Annotated in this window: 13 protein-coding genes; 9 read left to right on the forward strand and 4 right to left on the reverse strand. The window is 69.7% G+C overall.

Annotated features, from left to right (window positions below):
• Window positions 1–32 precede the first annotated feature (32 nt).
• Both LMH63_RS05320 and LMH63_RS05325 read right to left on the reverse strand, forming a co-directional pair.
• A complete protein-coding gene (locus LMH63_RS05320) occupies window positions 33–1319 on the reverse strand; it encodes an HlyC/CorC family transporter (RefSeq protein WP_109676739.1) in 1287 nt (428 codons plus the stop codon).
• Between the two features lie 13 nt (window positions 1320–1332).
• Window positions 1333–2139 carry a cytochrome C assembly family protein gene (locus LMH63_RS05325; RefSeq protein ID WP_109676738.1) on the reverse strand — a complete coding sequence of 269 codons (807 nt, stop codon included), beginning with the start codon at window positions 2137–2139 and terminating at the stop codon, window positions 1333–1335.
• 152 nt (window positions 2140–2291) lie between these two features.
• On the opposite strand from LMH63_RS05325, the gene ffh reads away from it, so the two are divergent.
• The 5 genes from ffh (at window position 2292) to rplS (ending at window position 5929) form a co-directional block, all read left to right on the forward strand.
• Entirely contained in the window at window positions 2292–3689 is a 1398-nt protein-coding gene (gene ffh / locus LMH63_RS05330; RefSeq protein WP_109676736.1) for a signal recognition particle protein, read from the forward strand.
• Window positions 3690–3853: 164 nt separating this feature from the next.
• The gene (gene rpsP / locus LMH63_RS05335) at window positions 3854–4123 is read left to right on the forward strand and encodes a 30S ribosomal protein S16 (protein WP_109676734.1); all 270 of its coding nucleotides are present in this window, start codon (window positions 3854–3856) and stop codon (window positions 4121–4123) included.
• 66 nt (window positions 4124–4189) lie between these two features.
• Window positions 4190–4708 carry a ribosome maturation factor RimM gene (rimM, locus tag LMH63_RS05340; protein ID WP_109676731.1) on the forward strand — a complete coding sequence of 173 codons (519 nt, stop codon included), beginning with the start codon at window positions 4190–4192 and terminating at the stop codon, window positions 4706–4708.
• A gap of 5 nt (window positions 4709–4713) precedes the next feature.
• Window positions 4714–5472 (forward strand): tRNA (guanosine(37)-N1)-methyltransferase TrmD, encoded by a 759-nt coding sequence (trmD, locus tag LMH63_RS05345; RefSeq protein ID WP_109676729.1) that lies wholly within the window; start codon window positions 4714–4716, stop codon window positions 5470–5472.
• Between the two features lie 67 nt (window positions 5473–5539).
• On the forward strand, window positions 5540–5929 hold the full coding sequence (rplS, locus tag LMH63_RS05350; RefSeq protein WP_109676727.1) for a 50S ribosomal protein L19: 390 nt from the start codon (window positions 5540–5542) through the stop codon (window positions 5927–5929).
• A 34-nt stretch (window positions 5930–5963) separates the two neighbouring features.
• On the opposite strand, the gene serB is transcribed toward rplS, so the two are convergent.
• Entirely contained in the window at window positions 5964–7193 is a 1230-nt protein-coding gene (gene serB / locus LMH63_RS05355; protein ID WP_109676725.1) for a phosphoserine phosphatase SerB, read from the reverse strand.
• 226 nt (window positions 7194–7419) lie between these two features.
• Between serB and LMH63_RS05360 the strand changes: the two genes are divergently transcribed.
• From LMH63_RS05360 to ilvB, 3 genes are all read left to right on the forward strand, one after another.
• Entirely contained in the window at window positions 7420–8166 is a 747-nt protein-coding gene (locus tag LMH63_RS05360) for an SIR2 family NAD-dependent protein deacylase (RefSeq protein WP_304571749.1), read from the forward strand.
• The gene (msrB, locus tag LMH63_RS05365; RefSeq protein WP_109676721.1) at window positions 8159–8563 is read left to right on the forward strand and encodes a peptide-methionine (R)-S-oxide reductase MsrB; all 405 of its coding nucleotides are present in this window, start codon (window positions 8159–8161) and stop codon (window positions 8561–8563) included. Before LMH63_RS05360 ends, msrB begins: the two co-directional genes overlap by 8 nt.
• A 109-nt stretch (window positions 8564–8672) precedes the next feature.
• On the forward strand, window positions 8673–10550 hold the full coding sequence (gene ilvB, locus LMH63_RS05370) for a biosynthetic-type acetolactate synthase large subunit (RefSeq protein WP_109676719.1): 1878 nt from the start codon (window positions 8673–8675) through the stop codon (window positions 10548–10550).
• Window positions 10551–10690: 140 nt separating this feature from the next.
• Here the strand turns inward: ilvB and LMH63_RS05375 are convergent, their stop codons facing one another.
• Complete coding sequence (locus LMH63_RS05375; RefSeq protein ID WP_109676717.1) at window positions 10691–11683, reverse strand: hypothetical protein; 993 nt, start codon at window positions 11681–11683, stop codon at window positions 10691–10693.
• 124 nt (window positions 11684–11807) lie between these two features.
• Here LMH63_RS05375 and htpG point away from each other — a divergent pair, with 124 nt between their 5' ends.
• Window positions 11808–13706: a molecular chaperone HtpG gene (htpG, locus tag LMH63_RS05380; RefSeq protein ID WP_109676715.1), complete on the forward strand. Its 1899-nt coding sequence runs from the start codon at window positions 11808–11810 to the stop codon at window positions 13704–13706.
• The last annotated feature ends 81 nt before the right edge of the window (window positions 13707–13787 follow it).

Consider the following 13787-nt stretch of genomic DNA (forward strand, 5'->3'; position numbering starts at 1 on the left):
CCATTGGCGATGGACGCGCGACAATCCGCGTATCAGTCGACGGCAGGGCGGCGGCCGCGGCGTTGGACGCGTTGCTGGACGCGGGCGACCTTGACGCGGTTGCCCTCGGTCTGGACCACGGTCACCGGGTGGTCGTCGATGAGCAGGCTGGTGCCGGGCTCGGGGATGGTTTCCAGCTGCTCCAGAATCAGCCCGTTGAGCGTCTTCGGGCCGTCCGTGGGCACGCTCCAGCGCAGCACGCGGTTGAGCTCGCGGACGCTGGCACTGCCGTCCACCAGGAAGCTGCCGTCCTCCTGAGGGTGGATGTCCTGCACCGCCTCCGCCGGGTCGGTGGTGAACTCGCCGACGATCTCCTCGAGGATGTCCTCCAGGGTCACCAGCCCCATGATGTCCCCGTACTCGTCCACCACCAGGCCGATGCGGCGGCGCCGGGCCTGGAAGTTCAGCATCTGCACGTGCAGCGGCGTGCCTTCGGGCACGAAGTAGGGCTCCCGCAGGTGCTGCTGCAGCTCCTCGGGGGTGAACCGGCCGGAGAGCATGCTGGTGAGCACCCGGCGGACATGCAGCACGCCCTCGATGCTGTCGATGGCGCCGCGGTAGACGGGCAGGCGGGTGTACTGGGTCTCCGTGATCTGGCGGCAGATGTCGTCCCAGTCGCTGTCCAGGTCGATGCCCACGATCTCGTTGCGCGGCACCATGATGTCCTCGACCGTGGCCTGGTCCAGGTCGAGGATGCTCAGCAGCATCTTCTGATGCCGGCGCGGGATCATAGCCCCGGCCTCGTTCACGACGGTGCGCAGCTCCTCGCGGCTGAGCGCCGAGCCGCCGCCCTCGGCAGGGTCCACGCCGAGCAGGCGCAGCAGCGCGTTGGCGGCAAAGTTGGTCAGCCAAACCAGCGGATAGAGCAACCGCAGCAGCGGCCCGAGCGCCAGCGAGGCCGGAAACGCCACCCGCTCCGGCTGCAGGGCGGCCAGCGTCTTCGGGGCCACCTCGGCGAAGATCAGGATCACCAGCGTGAGCAGCCCGGTGGCGGCGGCGATGGCCCCCTCGCCGCCGAGGCGCAGGGCGATCAGCGTCGCCACCGACGATGCCGCGATGTTCACGAAGTTGTTGCCGAGCAGGATGATGCCGATCAGCCGGTCGGGGCGCTCCAGTAGCGCCTCTGCCCGGCGCGCGCCACGATGGCCGGCGCGGGAGAGATGCCGCAGCCGGTAGCGGTTGAGCGTCATCAGCGCCGTCTCGGAGCTCGAGAAGCAGGCCGAGAGCACGATCAGGGTGGCGAGCAGCCCGAACAGCAGGGACAGTGGTACTTCACTCACGGCGTCTGGGGGCTCAGCGGGCGAGGATGAGCTCGAGGACGAGCTTGCTGCCGAAGTAGGCGAGGGCCAGCGTCACGAACCCGCCCAGGGTCCAGCGGATGGCGGTCTGCCCGCGCCACCCGGCGCTCCAGCGCCCGACCAGCAGCACCCCGAAGATGATCCAGGCGAGCACGGAGAGGCTGGTCTTGTGCACCAGGCTCTGGGCGAAGAGATCCTCGACGAACATCCAGCCGCTGGCCAGGGCCAGCGAGAGCAGCAGGAATCCGGTGCCGACCAGCTGGAACAGGAGCGATTCCATGCTCTGCAGCGCCGGCAGCATGCGGATGAAGCCCCCGGGCTGCCGGGTGCGCAGCTGGCGCTCCTGAACGGCGAGCAGCATCGCCTGCGCCGTGGCGAGGCCGAGCACGCTGTAGGCCGCCACCGACAGCAGTACGTGCACGTCCAGCGCGGCGCCAATGGGAACCCGGGTGGCCCCGGTGACGCCGAACAGCGAGGCCAGCAGCGCCACGAAGGCCGCCAGGGGAAACACGAGCAGGCCAAGACTGACCAGCGGTCGGCGCAGCGTGCCGAGCAGCAGCATCAGCACCATGATCCAGCCGATCAGGGAGGCGGCGTTGAAGAACGCCAGGTTGAGACCGTCCACCGTCCAGGTCTCACGCCAGACGAGGAAGCCGTGGACCAGCATGCCCCCCCACCCGGCGGCCAGGGCGAGCCGCTCGCTATCGTTGGGGTCTGCCCGGCGGGTCAGACGGGCCACGACGGCCGCGGCGGCGCCGAGGTAGAGGGCGATGGCGATGAGCGTCAGCAGTGTGTGGACCATGCGAAGGGGTGCGCCACGGCAGGGCAACGGCCGCGATCATCGCATACATGCCGGGGGTGTACGAGCCCCGGAGGGCGGCCCGCGGGCATGGTCGGGAGGGCTTCGGCGTCCGTATACTGCCGGGGTTATGCCACGCCGACCGCGGAGCGGCCATGTTCAGCAGTCTCAGTGATCGCCTGGAAGCCATCGGCAAGCGCCTGCGCGGCCAGGGCCGCCTGACCGAGGACAACGTCCGCGACACCCTGCGCGAGGTGCGTATGGCGCTGCTCGAGGCGGATGTCGCCCTGCCTGTGGTGAAGGACTTCATCGCCGACGTCCGCGAGCGCGCCCTCGGCACCGAGGTGATGAAGAGCCTGAGCCCGGGCCAGGCCTTCGTGAAGATCGTGCGCGACGAGCTCGTGCGCGTGATGGGCGAGAAGAACGATGCCCTCGATCTCAGCACCCGGCCGCCGGCGGTGGTGATGGTCGCGGGGCTGCAGGGCTCCGGCAAGACCACCAGCATCGCCAAGCTCGGACGCTGGCTGCGCGAGCGCGAAAAGAAGAAGGTGCTGACGGTCTCCCTGGACGTCTACCGCCCCGCCGCCATCGATCAGCTCGAGCGCCTGGCCGGTGAGGTGGGCGTGGACTTCCAGCCCACGGCGGCGGACGCCGATCCGGTGACGGCGGCAAGGGCGGCGCTGGAGCGGGCCCGCACCGGATACTACGACGTCCTGCTGGTGGACACTGCCGGGCGCCTGCACGTCGACGAGGACATGATGGGCGAGGCCCGTCGCATCCACGAGGCGGTCTCGCCGGTGGAGACGCTGTTCGTGGTGGACAGCATGACCGGTCAGGACGCCGTCAACACCGCCCGCGCCTTCGACGAGGCACTGCCGCTTACCGGGCTCATCCTCACCAAGACCGACGGCGATGCCCGCGGCGGCGCCGCGCTGTCCATCCGCCACGTCACCGGCAAGCCGATCAAGTTCCTCGGCGTGGGCGAGAAGACTGACGCGCTGGAGCCGTTCCATCCGGACCGGGTCGCCTCGCGGATCCTCGGCATGGGCGACGTGCTGAGCCTGGTGGAGGAGGTCGAGCGCAGCGTCGATCAGGGCCAGGCCGAGCGCATGGCCGCCAAGCTCAAGAAGGGCAAGGGATTCGATCTGGAGGATCTGCGCGAGCAGATGGCTCAGGTGACGAAGATGGGCGGCTTCGGCGGGCTGATGGACAAGCTCCCGGGCATGGGCAAGATGACCGAGCAGATGAAGGGGCAGATGGACGACCGCCAGGTGCGCCGTCAGATCGCCATCATCGACTCCATGACCCCGGCCGAGCGCCGCCGCCCGGAGATCATCAACGGCTCGCGCAAGCGCCGGATCGCCACCGGCTCCGGCCTGCAGGTGCAGGACGTCAACCGGCTGCTGAAACAGCACAAGCAGATGCAGAAGATGATGAAGCAGCTGAAAAAGGGCGGGATGAAAAAGATGATGCGCCAGCTCGGCGGCGGGGGCGGCATGCCCCCCGGCGGCATGCCCCCGGGAGGCGGCCTGCCGCCGGGGCTCGGGCGCTAGCCCGCCGCGCTGCGGTGGCACAGAGGCCGCCTAGCCCGCAGCCGTGAATCGGTGAGATATGCGGGCTAGGCTTCACTTCGCGCTCTATTCGCGTACAATTGGCGGCTTTATCAAGGCTGGCCTCCCGCTAGGCGAAGCAGATTCCAAGGGGTTGAACGCACGCAATGGTTACGATTCGTCTCGCCCGCACGGGTGCCAAGAAGCGGCCCTTTTACCATCTCGTGGTTACGGACAGCCGGAATGCGCGGGACGGGCGCTTCATCGAGCGGCTCGGCTTCTATAATCCGGTGGCCGCCGGCCAGGAAGTGCCGATGCGCATCGACCTGGAGCGCGTGGACCACTGGCTCGGCCACGGCGCGCAGGCCTCGGAGAGCGCGAGCCGGCTGATCAGCAAGGCGCGCAAGGGCGCCGCCGCGGAGGCGGAGAGCGCCTGAGCCCGGTCCGCACCGCTGACCCCGGCGGCCGCAGCCGCGAATCGGTGAGCTATCCGGGCTAAAGCCATGGTGGACGTGCAGGCCGACGACGAGCGCATCGTTCTCGGTGAGATCGTGGGCGTCCACGGGGTCGGTGGCCGGGTCAAGGTCCACTCGTGGACGCGGCCGCCAGAGAATCTGTTCGACTACCGGGACTGGGAGCTGCAGCTGGCGGGCACGGTCACACCGGTGCGTCTGGTGGAGGGCCGCCGGCAGGGGCGGCATCTCCTGGCCCGCATCGAGGGGCTGAGCGATCGCGATGCCGCCCTGGCCTGGCGCGGTGCGCGGATTGCCGTCCCCAGCTCGGCGCTGCCGCCTGCCGGCGCCGGCGAATACTACTGGGCCGAGCTGGAGGGCCTGGAGGTGGTGACCCGCGAGGGTCAGGTACTCGGGCAGGTGGACCACCTGCTCGAGACCGGAGCCAACGACGTCCTCGTGGTGCGGGGTGAGCGCGAGCGGCTGGTTCCCTACGTGCCCGGCACCTACGTGCTGGAGGTGGATCTCGCGGCGGCACGCATCACCGTCGACTGGGATCCGGAGTTCTAGGCGGTTTGCGTTTCGACGTCGTAACCGTTTTCCCGGAGCTGGTCCGGGCGCTGACCGACTACGGCGTGCTCGGGCGGGCGGCAGAGGCCGGCCTGCTGGAGCTGGTGACCTGGAACCCGCGGGACTATGCCCGCGACCGGCACCGCACGGTGGACGACCGCCCCTACGGCGGCGGCCCGGGCATGGTCATGAAGGTGGAGCCGCTGCGCAGCACGCTGCAGGCAGCGCGCGCCGCGGGTGCCCCGGCCTCGGTGGTGTACATGAGTCCGCAGGGCCCGCCGCTGGACCAGGCGCGGGTGACCGAGCTGGCAAGCCGGGAGCGGGTGATCCTGCTCTGCGGGCGCTACGAGGGCATCGACGAGCGGCTGCTGGCGCTGGAAGTGGACGAGGAGCTGTCCATCGGCGACTACGTCGTCAGCGGCGGCGAGCTGCCGGCCATGGTCGTGATCGACGCCGTGGCCCGCTGCCTGCCGGGCGTGCTCGGCCACGAGGACTCGGCGGCCCAGGACTCGTTTCGGGCGGGGCTGCTGGACTGCCCGCACTACACGCGCCCGGAGCGTGTGGCGGGGCTCGAGGTGCCGCCGGTGCTGCTGAGCGGGGATCATCAGGCGGTGGCGCGCTGGCGCTACCGCGAGGCGCTGGGGCGGACCTGGCGCCGGCGCCCTGACCTGCTGGCGGGGCGCGTGCTGGACGCCGAGGCGCAGGCACTGCTGCGCGAGTATCGCGAGGCCCACGGCGACGACGAGCCGGGGCCCGAAGAGTGAAGGCAAACGCGGGCCCACACTGCTCCGGCGGACGGGCCCGCAGAACACGACCAGGGGATCGAAGGCCATGAGCAACATCATCGAGGAGCTCGAGCGCGAGCAGGTGGAGCAGTCGGGGCGCAGCCTCGCCGACATCCATCCCGGCGACACCGTGCTCGTCAACGTCTGGGTCAAGGAGGGCAACCGCGAGCGCACCCAGCCCTTCGAGGGCGTGGTCATCGCCAAGCGCAACCGCGGCGTGAACTCGTCCTTCACGGTGCGCAAGGTCTCCCACGGCGAGGGCGTGGAGCGGGTGTTTCAGCTGCACAGCCCGCTGATCGAGAGCATCCAGGTCAAGCGTCGGGGTGACGTGCGCCGCGCCAAGCTCTATTTCCTGCGGGAGCGTCAGGGCAAGGCCGCGCGCATCAAGGAGAAGGTGCGGACCAAGGCGAGCAAGGCCGCCAGCAAGGCGAGCTGATCGCGCTCGGCGGCACGCCGACGGAAAACCCGCCTTAGTGCGGGTTTTCCGCGTCCTTCATGCCCATGAGGTAGAGCACGCCGTCCAGGCCGATGGTGGAGATGGCCTGACGCGCGCTCTTCTGGACCAGCGGCTTGGCATGGAAGGCGATGCCGAGTCCGGCGACCCGCAGCATGGGCAGGTCGTTGGCGCCATCGCCGACGGCGATGACCTGGGCGAGCTCGATCCCCTCCTCGGCCGCGATCTCGCGCAGCAGCGCCGCCTTGCGCTCGCCATCCACGATCTCGCCGAGCACCCGCCCCGTGAGCCGGCCGTCGACGATCTCCAGGCGGTTGGCGTGGACGTAGTCGAGCCGGAGCCGGCGCTGCAGCCGTCGGCCGAAGTAGTCGAACCCCCCCGAGATCACCGCAGTCCGGTAGCCCAGGGTGCGCAGCGTCTTCAGCAGCCGCTCGGCGCCCTCGGTCAGGGTCAGGCGCTCGGCGACGCGCTCGAGCACCGACTCCTCCAGCCCCTCCAGCAGCGCCACGCGCTGGCGCAGGCTCTCGCTGAAGTCGATCTCGCCCCGCATCGCCGCCGCGGTGACCCGGCTCACCGCCTCGCCGGCGCCGGCCTCCCAGGCCAGCTCGTCGATCACCTCCTCGCGGATCAGCGTGGAATCCATGTCGAAGACCACGAGCCGGCGGTTGCGGCGGTAGAAGTTGTCCTCCTGAAAGGAGATGTCCACGTCCATCTCCTCGGAGATGGAGAGGAACTCCGCCTTCATGGCATCCGCGTCGGCGGGCTCGCCGCGCAGGGTGAGCTCCAGGCAGGCACGGCTGCCCCGGTCGTCGTCGTGGAGGGCGCTGCGGCCGGACAGGCGCACGATGTCCTCGATGTTGAGCCCGTGCGCCGTGACTACGCCGGCGATGCGGGCGATCTGCAAGGCGGTGACCCGGCGGCCGAGCAGGGTGAGCACATAGCGCTGCCGCGGCTCGCCCACTACCCAGCGCTCGTATTCCTCCCCGCTTACCGGGGTGAAGCGCACCCGCAGATCCAGCTTGTGGGCCTCGAACAGCAGATCCTTGAGCACCGGGGCTGACCGGGCCGCGTCGGGGAGCTTGATCAGGATGCCCAGGGCCAGGGTGTCCTGGATCATGGCCTGGCCGATGTCAAGCACGCGGACGTCGTAGCCGGCGAGGATGCCCATGAGCGAGGCGGTGATGCCCGGCCGGTCGGTCCCGGAGAAATTGACGAGGACGATTTCGCTCTCGGCGTGCTCGCTCATGACAGAACCGTGTTGCGGAAAGGCCCGCCATTGTAGGGCATTCGATCGCGCCCGGCAGGAGCACTGCCAGTGTCCGGTGTTACGGGTTGCTGCGGCCTCCGGGGCGCCTTGCGCTGGCGCCGCTGCGGGCCTCAGAGCGAGAAGGAACTTGCGAAACGGGACACTGGTGCAGCCGCGCCGGCGCGGGGGCTACCATGGCGGAAACGTTCCTGCGACGGGAGGTCTGGTGCAGGCACTGTCTCCAGCGCTGGCTGCGCAGATCGCCGAGGCCCGGCGCGTGACTGCCCTGACCGGAGCGGGCATGTCCGCGGAGAGCGGGGTGCCCACCTTCCGCGATGCGCAGACCGGCCTCTGGGCCCGCTATGACCCGGCTGAGCTGGCGACGCCCGAGGCCTTCGAGCGGGATCCGTCCCGGGTCTGGCAGTGGTACGCCTGGCGCCGCGAGCTGGTGACGCGCGCCGAGCCCAATGCCGGACACCGGGCCCTGGCGCGGTGGGCCCGCCACGCGCGCGTGACCGTGGTCACCCAGAACGTGGATGGCCTGCACCAGCAGGCCGGATCGCCGGAAGTGCTGGAGCTGCACGGCAACCTCCGGCGGTCGATCTGTAGCGCCGGTTGCGGCGAGCAGCCGGTGGGGGAGGGCGAGCCCCCGCCGTGCCCGCGCTGCGGGGCGCCGCTGCGCCCGGATGTGGTCTGGTTCGGCGAGATGCTGCCGGAGGCAGCGCTGAACGGCGCGCTGGCGGCCGTGGAGGCGGCCGATATCGTGCTGAGCATCGGCACGGCGAATCAGGTGCAGCCGGCCGCCTCGCTGCCGCACCTGGCGCGGCGGAACGGCTGCCTGGTGGTGGAGGTCAACCCGGAGGAGACACCGCTCACCCCGGAGGCAGACTGGAGCCTGCGGGGTACCGCCGCCGGTCTGCTGCCGCTGCTGCTGGAAGCCGCTACTGAACAAAGGGTGCAACGTGATGAGTGATGCCAGCCGACATGACGACGCCTACTGGCGTGAGCACCTGACCCCGGAACAGTACCGGGTGACGCGCCAGAAGGGCACCGAGCCGCCATTCACGGGGCGGTTCAACGCCTTCAAGGAGGACGGCGTGTTCAAGTGCGTCTGCTGTGGCGGGACGCTGTTCGACTCCGGCCAGAAGTACGACTCCGGCAGTGGCTGGCCGAGCTTCTGGGCGCCGGCCGACGACGCGGCCGTCGCCACCGAGACCGATACCAGCTTCGGCATGCGCCGCACGGAGGTGTTGTGCCGGGATTGCGGCGCGCACCTCGGGCATGTGTTCGAGGATGGCCCGGAGCCGACGGGGCTGCGCTACTGCATCAACTCCGTCGCCCTCACCTTCGAGGCCCGTAGAGGTGGTTAGCCGCCCGGGCAAGCGCTGCCAGCTGGTGGGACCGGCGGCGCTTGTCGGCGCCAGCGACACCCCGGTATGCTTAATGGTCCACTCCACAACTCTCTGATTTCGGGGCACCATGACTCAGGAAGCCGTCCTCGCTACCGCCACCCCTCCCACGGAGACCCGGACCCGGCACCCGCTGGCCGGGGAGCGCATGAGCGGGGCGGAGATGGTAATTCAGGTGCTGGCGGACGAGGGCGTGGACACCGTCTTCGGCTACAGCGGCGGCGCCATCCTGCCGACGTACGACGCCATCTTTCGCTACAACGAAAAGCACCGCAGCGCCGAGGGCGAGGATCCGATGCGCCTGGTGGTGCCCGCGAACGAGCAGGGTGCCGGCTTCATGGCGGCCGGCTACGCCCGCAGCACCGGCAAGGTGGGGGTTTTCCTGGTCACCTCCGGGCCCGGGGCGACCAACACCGTCACGCCCATCCGCGACTGCATGGCCGACTCCGTCCCCGTGGTGCTGATCACCGGCCAGGTCGCGCGTGGCGCGATGGGCACGGACGCCTTCCAGGAGGCGCCCATCGTCAACATCATGGGCAACTGCGCCAAGCACGTTTTCCTGGTGACCCGCGCCGAGCAGCTCGAGGACACCCTGCGCACCGCCTTCGAGGTGGCCCGCTCCGGGCGCCCCGGTCCGGTGGTGGTGGACCTGCCGAAGGACGTGCAGAACTGGGTGGGCGAGTACAAGGGCAGCGGCCTGCTCGGGATCCGCGGCTATCGCCAGCGCATGGAGTCGCTGCGCCAGGCCAAGCTCTCCGAGCGCAAGTGCCGCCAGTTCTTCGAGCTGCTGGAGCACTCCAGCCGGCCGCTGCTCTATGTCGGCGGCGGCGTGGTCAGCGGTGATGCGGCGGACGCCCTTACCGAGTTCGCCAGGACCTTCAACATCCCCGTGGTGACCACGGTGATGGGTCTCGGCGCCATCGACAGCAAGGATGACCTCTGCCTGCACATGCTGGGCATGCACGGGACGGCCTACGCCAACTACGCGGTGGAGGACTGCGACTTCATCATCGCCGTCGGGGCGCGGTTCGATGACCGCGTCGCCGCCAAGGCCGAGCTTTTCGCCCCGCTGGCCGAGCACGTCGCCCACATCGACATCGACGCCGCCGAGATCGGCAAGGTGAAGCTGGTGGACTGGGCGCATGTGGGCGAGGCGCGCCGCTCGCTGCGCCAGCTGACCGAATACGGCCGCAACAGTGGCTTCCGCCGCGACTTCGGGCCCTGGCTGGAGCACGTGCGTGCCCTGCGTGAGCGCCATCCGATGAATTTCGAGCGCAACAGCCCGCTGATCCAGCCCCAGGAGGTGATGGAGCGGCTGAACGCGCTCACCGGCGGCGAGGCCATCGTGAGCACGGGCGTCGGCCAGCACCAGATGTGGGCGGCGCAGTACCTCGATTTCCGCCGCTCCCGTCTGTGGCTCACCTCGGGCTCGATGGGCACCATGGGCTTCGGCCTGCCGGCGGCCATCGGGGCGCAGTTCGCCAACCCCGATGCACTGGTGATCGACGTCGACGGCGACGGCAGCATCCGCATGAATCTCGGCGAGATGGAGACCGTGACCACCTACGATCTGCCGGTGAAGGTGCTGCTGCTCAACAACAACGGCGACGGCATGGTCCGTCAGTGGCAGCGGCTCTACTTCGGGGACCGCTTCTCCGGCAGTGACAAGTCCTTGCATCGCAAGGACTTCATCAAGGCGGCGGAATCCGATGGCTTCGGCTTCGCCCGGCGCGTGGCCGACAAGGGTGAGCTGCCGGAGGCGCTGGAGGCCTTCATCCGCTTCCCGGGCCCGGCGTTCCTCGAGGTGATGGTGGATCCGGATGCCGGCGTCTATCCGATGGTGGGCCCCGGCATGGGCTACAAGCAGATGGTCACCGGAGAGCACATCCCCGGCCGCGAGCTCCCCGAGGCCGGCTCCGGCAAGGTCGACCCGTCCGAGGCGTTCTGACCTTCCTGGGCAGTGGGTGCTATCCGTTTTTGAACACAACGACACAACGGCCACAACGAATCACAACGGAAGAAATATCTGGTTGAGCAGGAAGAGAAGTTCCTGCGTTGTGCCCCGTTGTGCTCGTGGTGTCGTTGTGTTTAATCCCGGCGGCCGTGCTCGGTAGGCGCTTCCTCCCCGCTTAGTGACTCCATCGAGGCGTAGAGGCGCTGCTTGAGCTCCTCGATCTCGCGGTCCTTCATGGCGAGGGCCTGCTCGAGCTCGTCGGGGTCCGGGCGGGGTCCGGCGGGGCGCTCTTCGGCGTCAGCGGGCGCGCCGTCGCCGTCGCGGGCCTCGCAAAGCTGCTGGTAGAGGTAGTTGTTCTCGTCCTCCAGCACCTGCAGGCAGGTGCTGAGCTCGCGGCCGCGGCGCTCGATGCTCTCGATCTCCGCGCGCAGGGCCTCCGGATCGTTCCCGTCTCCGGCGGCGAGGCGTTCGCGTAGCGCCTCCAGGGCCTCGCTCTGGCCGTCGGCGAGGCTGCGGGCGTCGGTGCGGGTGGCCGCGCCTTCCTCCGGGGTCCCGTCATCGGCCGGCTCGAGATCCTCGGTGGCGGTCTCGAGGCGGGCCAGCAGCTGGTCGAGCTGCTCTGCCCAGGCCGTCTCCTGGCCGCGGAAGGTCTCGGCGATGCGCTGCCGCTCCTCCGCCGCCAGTTCCGGGTCCACCAGCCGGGTGAAGATCCGCTGCAGGCGCTCGTAGCCCACCTTCAGCTCGCGCAGGCCATCGCGGATCTCCAGCAGCTCGCCGACGCGCTTCGCCTCCCGCTGCAGCAACCGGCGCAGCCGCGCGCTCTCGTCGTCGCTCTCGGCGTACAGGGCCGCGAAGTGGTTCTGCCTGGCCTTGCTGTCGTCCAGGTCGAGTGCCTTGAGCTCGCCCTGCAGCACGCGCTGGCGCCGCTGCAGCGCACCGTTTTCGTCGGCCGTGCCTTCGCCGAGGGCATCGATCTCGGCCTCGAAGTGGCCGCGCAGGTCACCGGCGCCGTCGTTGGCGGCGCTGCGCCGCCGACGCAGCCGCCAGCCGAGCACGCCCGCAACGATGCTGACGATCAGCAGCGCCTCCAGCAGCAGTGCGATGGCGATGACGGCCCCCTGGCTCATGCCCGGGATATCGGCCTGCGACGCAGGCCCTTGAACCCGCCCGCCCGGCGGCGCGGCTTGAATTCCACCCTGGCCGGCCGCATACCGCGGTCGTCACCCGCAGAACACGAACGACCGTATCGCCATGACCGAGACGCAGAGCGAAGAGACCCGGGAATTCCAGGCCGAGGTCCGGCAGCTGCTGGACCTGATGATCCACTCCCTCTACAGCAGTCGCGAGATCTTCCTGCGCGAGCTCATCTCCAATGCCGCCGATGCGGCCGACCGGCTGCGCTTCGAAGCGCTGCAGGATCCGGCGCTCAACGAGGATGACCCGGAGCCCGCGGTGTGGCTGCGGGTGGATCGGGACGCCCGCACGCTCACGGTGAGCGACAACGGCATCGGCATGAGTCGCGACGACGTCCTGGAGAATCTCGGCACCATCGCCCGCTCCGGCACCCGCCGCTTCCTGGATTCCCTCACCGGAGACCAGCGCCAGGACGCCCAGCTTATCGGTCAGTTCGGTGTCGGCTTCTACTCGGCGTTCATCGTCGCTGACCGTGTCGAGGTGCACACGCGGCGGGCCGGCACGCCGGCGGAGGCGGGCGTGCGCTGGGTCTCCGACGGCAGGGGCGAGTTCACCGTCAGCGATGAGCCGCGCCAGCGCCGGGGCACCGACGTGGTGCTGCACCTCGCCGAAGGCCAGGACGAATTCCTCGACCCCGAGCGGCTGCGCGCCATCGTCCGCCGCTACTCGGATCACATCGCCGTGCCCATCCGCATGGCGGGCGGCGACGACGGCGAGGCGGAGACGATCAACCGTGCCTCGGCGCTCTGGATGCGCCCGAAGAGCGAGATCTCCGAGGAGGAATACCAGGCCTTCTACCAGCAGCTCACCCACGATCCCGAGCCGCCGCTGACCTGGCTGCACAACAAGGTGGAGGGCAATCAGGCCTATACCTCGCTGCTGTACATCCCGGCGCGGCGCCCGTTTGATCTGTTCGACCCGGAGCCGCACCACGGTCTGCGCCTTTACGTGCGCCGGGTGTTCATCATGGAGGACCGCGAGGGGCGGCTGATGCCGCGCTACCTGCGCTTCGTGCGCGGCGTGGTGGACTCCGACGACCTGCCGCTCAACGTCTCCCGGGAGCTGCTGCAGCACAACAAGCTCATCGACCGTATCCGCGCCGCCTCGGTGAAGCGCGTGCTGGATGCGCTGGAGCGTCTCGCCAAGGACGAGCCCGAGCGCTATGCCCGCTTCTGGGAGGCCTTCGGCAGCGTGCTGAAGGAGGGTCCGGTGGAGGATGCGGGCAACCGTGAGCGCGTCGCCGGGCTGCTGCGCTTTCACTCCACCCATGGCGGCGATGGTCCGGAGGTCTCGCTGGCGGACTATGTCGCCCGCATGAAAGCCGGCCAGAAGGCGATCTACTACCTCACTGCCGAGAGCCTCACGGCCGCCCGCAACAGCCCGCATCTGGAGGTGTTCCGCAAGCACGGGGTCGAGGTGCTGCTGCTCGCGGAGCCGGTCGACGAGTGGCTGGTCACGCACCTCGCCGAATTCCAGGGCACCCCGCTGCGCTCCGTGGCCAAGGGCGAGCTGGAGCTGGACGCCCTCGGCGAGGCGGACGAATCCAGGCCGGAGCCGGCGGCGAGTGACGAGGCGGTGGAGGGGCTCCTCGGGCGGCTGCGCGAGGCCCTGTCCGAGCGGGTGTCCGACGTGCGGGTGAGCCGGCGGCTCACCGACTCGCCGGCCTGTATCGTGGTCGGCGAGTACGAGTTCGGCATGAACATGCAGCGCATGCTGCGCGCGGCGGGCCATGAGCTGCCGCAGAGCCGCCCGGCCCTGGAGATCAACCCGGGCCACCCGCTGATCCGTCGCCTGTCGCAGGGCGACGACGGCGGCCGCTTCGACGACTGGGCGAGCCTGCTCTACGAGCAGTCGGTGCTGATGGACGGCGGCCGGCTGGAGGATCCGGCCGGGTTCGTGCGCCGCATGAATACGCTGCTGAGCGGCGGGGACGCCCAGACCGCCGACAGCGCTTGAACGTCACCAGTGTGCAGGCTATAAAGGCCGCCATTCGCACCGGGCCTGCCGCGGGCCCGGTGGCACCTCGTGGCAAGCCCG

It is taken from the genome of Spiribacter halobius (assembly GCF_020883455.1).
In the GTDB taxonomy this organism is placed as follows: Bacteria; Pseudomonadota; Gammaproteobacteria; order Nitrococcales; family Nitrococcaceae; genus Sediminicurvatus; species Sediminicurvatus halobius.